The sequence below is a fragment of the uncultured Gimesia sp. genome, assembly GCF_937919775.1.
In the GTDB taxonomy this organism is placed as follows: domain Bacteria; phylum Planctomycetota; class Planctomycetia; order Planctomycetales; family Planctomycetaceae; genus Gimesia.
On the sequence record NZ_CALFPF010000010.1, the window covers coordinates 1 to 3,364 of the forward strand.

Annotated in this window: 6 protein-coding genes; all 6 read right to left on the reverse strand. The window is 47.6% G+C overall.

Annotated elements, in window-relative coordinates:
- Positions 1-154: ribosomal protein S19 family protein (locus Q0294_RS00155; protein ID WP_299459393.1), on the reverse strand; the 154-nt coding region annotated here is incomplete at its 3' end.
- Positions 155-220: 66 nt separating this feature from the next.
- Positions 221-1,078 (reverse strand): 50S ribosomal protein L2, encoded by an 858-nt coding sequence (rplB, locus tag Q0294_RS00160; RefSeq protein WP_299459389.1) that lies wholly within the window; start codon positions 1,076-1,078, stop codon positions 221-223.
- Between the two features lie 79 nt (positions 1,079-1,157).
- Positions 1,158-1,466, reverse strand: a complete 309-nt coding sequence (gene rplW, locus Q0294_RS00165) for a 50S ribosomal protein L23 (RefSeq protein ID WP_299459390.1) — start codon at positions 1,464-1,466, stop codon at positions 1,158-1,160.
- Between the two features lie 53 nt (positions 1,467-1,519).
- Positions 1,520-2,149, reverse strand: a complete 630-nt coding sequence (gene rplD / locus Q0294_RS00170; RefSeq protein ID WP_299459391.1) for a 50S ribosomal protein L4 — start codon at positions 2,147-2,149, stop codon at positions 1,520-1,522.
- Positions 2,150-2,204: 55 nt separating this feature from the next.
- Positions 2,205-2,861 (reverse strand): 50S ribosomal protein L3, encoded by a 657-nt coding sequence (gene rplC / locus Q0294_RS00175; protein ID WP_366917888.1) that lies wholly within the window; start codon positions 2,859-2,861, stop codon positions 2,205-2,207.
- A 191-nt stretch (positions 2,862-3,052) separates the two neighbouring features.
- Complete coding sequence (gene rpsJ, locus Q0294_RS00180) at positions 3,053-3,361, reverse strand: 30S ribosomal protein S10 (RefSeq protein ID WP_366917889.1); 309 nt, start codon at positions 3,359-3,361, stop codon at positions 3,053-3,055.
- Positions 3,362-3,364 lie beyond the last annotated feature (3 nt).

The following is a 3,364-nucleotide window of genomic DNA, read 5'->3' on the forward strand; positions in this document are numbered from 1 at the left end:
GCACCAGGAATGTATGACCTACAAATTCCGGAGCAATCGTTGAAGCCCGAGCCCATGTTTTAATCGATGCTTTTTTACCCGATTCGTTCAACTTCTCAATCTTCTTAAGAAGTTTCACGTCAACATAAGGCCCTTTTTTCAGTGAGCGACCCATATAACTTGTCCTCAATCATCGAAAACAGATAGTAAATACTTTAAAATTCAGTTCAAACCACAAAGATCAGACTTTCAGCTGACCATAACGACGTGATTTACGACGCCGAATAATAGCCTTGGAGGAAGCTTTCTTTCTCTTGCGGGTTTTTCCGCCTTTCGAAAGCTTTCCGGTAGGACTACAGGGGTGACGTCCACCGGAATTCCGGCCTTCCCCCCCACCCATCGGGTGAGCCACTGGATTCATACAGGTTCCACGAACGTGAGGACGTCGCCCCAGCCATCGTTTACGCCCGGCTTTACCCAGGACAATTTTAGTATGTTCTGAATTACCAATTTCGCCGATCGTTGCCCGGCAGGAACTGGGAATACGTCTGACTTCACCAGAAGGCAGAGTAATCTGAGCCCAGTTGTCTTCACGTGCATTCAGCACTGCCGAGGTACCTGCACTTCGACAGAGTTGCCCCCCGCGACCGGGTTGCATTTCGACATTATGAATTGACGAACCAAGAGGAATGCTTGACAAAGGCATGCAGTTCCCCACATTTGGTTCAACTTTATCGCCACTGATTACCGTATCGCCGGCAACCAGACCTTCGGGAGCAATAATATATCGTTTTTCACCATCGACATAATGCAGCAGTGCAATGCGGGCAGATCGGTTGGGATCATATTCAATCCCGTTCACTTTCGCAGGCACACCATCTTTATTACGACGAAAATCAATCAGACGATACATTCTCTTATGCCCGCCACCACGATGACGTGCTGTAATAACCCCTTGATTATTACGACCACCTTTTTTCTTATAACGTGTCAGCAGAGATTTCTCGGGAGCTTTTTTACGATCGGTAATTGCCGCAAAATCACTCACCGATGCACCACGCCGACCTGGTGTTGTTGGCTTGTAAAATCGGATTCCCATTAAATACTCCCTCGAATTTCTGTTGGCTTCAAAACCACGTATTAAATTTCTTCGTCCAGACTCTTCTCAAAACAGCATCTTAGAAGAATGAAATACGGTCATCTTCATGAAGCTCAACAATTGCTTTTTTCCATGACTTGGTATAACCAACCTTGTATTTATGCCGACGTGGCTTTCCGAGCCGATTCTGAGTTCGGACCGAAACCACCCGCACATTCCACAAGTCAGCTACTGCATTTTTGATATCTGTTTTTGTGGCAGACTTATCTACAACAAACGTGTATGAATTAAAAGACTCAGAAAGGTGAGTCCCCTTTTCTGTAACCAATGGCCGGATGACGACCTGATACGGCTCCAGCTGAACGCCTTTTTTTAAACCATCCGACATAACAACTTACCTCGATACTCAGACTGGATTACTAAACCATAAATCTCGTTAAATTAACCTTCAGACCGACCAAGCAGACGGTCCAGGGCAGACTTAGTCAAAACCATTTGACGCTGATGCAGAATGTCATAGGCATTCAGATCACCGGCAGGAGAAACCTGCACGCCTGCAATATTGCGAGCTGATTTCCAAACCACAGGATCATGTCCGTCGATCGTCAACAGACAACTGATTTTCGACAAACCCAGAGCAGACAGCACACCGGCAACTTCTCTTGTCTTCGGCGCCTGCATCGTCAACTCATCGATCAGGGTCACCTGCTCATCTTCAAATTTACTTAAAATCGCCATACGCGTTGCCAGCTTGACAGCCTTTTTCGGCAAACGATAACTCCAGTCTTTGGGAGTTTTCGCAAACGCGTGACCGCCGCCCCGACGGACAGGAGTTCGAATCGCACCGGCACGGGCACGACCAGTTCCCTTCTGACGAAACAGCTTTTTCGTACTACCGGCCACCATGCCACGGCTTTTGGTTTTCGAAGAGCCAATTCGCTTGTTTGCCTCATACATCACTACAACATCGTGCAATAACTGACGATTGACACCACTGGCCAACTCAGTGGAGTCAAACTCGTATTTGCCCACTTCTTTTCCAGCTTTATCTTGAATTGCAACAGAAATCATTTCGACACCATTTATATAAGGCAGAACAGTCTAACTACTTCAAACACCCAAAAATCTAATACTTGTTGGTTTGGCGAATGATCAGGTCCCCACCGTTGGGTCCTGGCACAGCTCCTCGCACCAAGAGAAGACCATTCTCCTCATCAATACGGACCACTTTCAAATGTCTGACCGTAATCTGCTTACCGCCATATCGACCACCCATACGAGTCCCCTTCATAACACGAGAAGGATCCGCACTCTGACCAATCGAACCACCATGGCGATGCACTCGCTTCACACCATGTGTCGCACGTTGTCCAGAAAAATTATGTCTCTTCATTACGCCGGCGAACCCGCGCCCTTTACTGGTACCAATCACATCAATGAAAGGCACATCAGCAAAAACCGAAACCGTCAACTCATTGCCAACTTCGCAACTATGGTCTTCACCATCGGTGCGGAATTCGCGAATGAACCGCTTTGGCTCACAACCGGCTTTTTCAACTACAGCGATTCCCGATTCAGCCCGCTTCTTCTGCCGCTTACTGTCCAGCGAGGCAACATGACCACGCTCACTACGAGCAGACAAACGACGCGGCTTATCACCAAAGCCAACCTGAACCGCTTCGTACCCATCAGTGTCTACCGTACGAACCTGCAGGACGTGACAGGGACCAGCCTGAATCACAGTGACTGGGACCATAACCCCGTCATCATAAATTTGCGTCATCCCGACCTTTTTACCCAGTAGACCGACAGGCATACTCATCACCCTTAAAACAGCGGGAACAGAGCTTCTACGAAATCTGCCCACACAGAGCAGCAAGAAGCGTAGCACCACCAGCATTCGCTGGATCCCTAACCAATCAAGCAGACCTGGCATTCCAGATCCGCGAGCATCATAACGAAAACCTATAAAGACTAGTTTCCGCCAGCGGACGCCTTAATTTTAATATCAACTCCCGCAGGTAAAGACAACTTATTCAAAGCGTCAATCGTCTTACCCGTTGGAGACAAAATATCTACCAAACGCTTATGAGTCCGAATTTCAAACTGCTCACGAGATTTTTTATCGATATGCGGCCCTTTCAGAACCGTATAACGCTCAATTCGTGTCGGCAAAGGAATGGGGCCATGCACAATCGCACCGGTTCGCTTCGCAGTATCAACAATATCTGCTGCTGATTGATCCAAAACGGAGTGATCATAAGCTTCCATGCGAATTCTAATTCG

What these genes read in the sequence shown, in the direction of transcription:
- rplB (WP_299459389.1), bottom strand. Translation starts at nt 1,078, where the DNA reads ATGGGAATCCGATTTTACAAGCCAACAACACCAGGTCGGCGTGGTGCA.
- rplW (WP_299459390.1), bottom strand. Translation starts at nt 1,466, where the DNA reads ATGTCGGATGGTTTAAAAAAAGGCGTTCAGCTGGAGCCGTATCAGGTC.
- rplD (WP_299459391.1), bottom strand. Translation starts at nt 2,149, where the DNA reads ATGATTTCTGTTGCAATTCAAGATAAAGCTGGAAAAGAAGTGGGCAAA.
- rplC (WP_366917888.1), bottom strand. Translation starts at nt 2,861, where the DNA reads ATGACGCAAATTTATGATGACGGGGTTATGGTCCCAGTCACTGTGATT.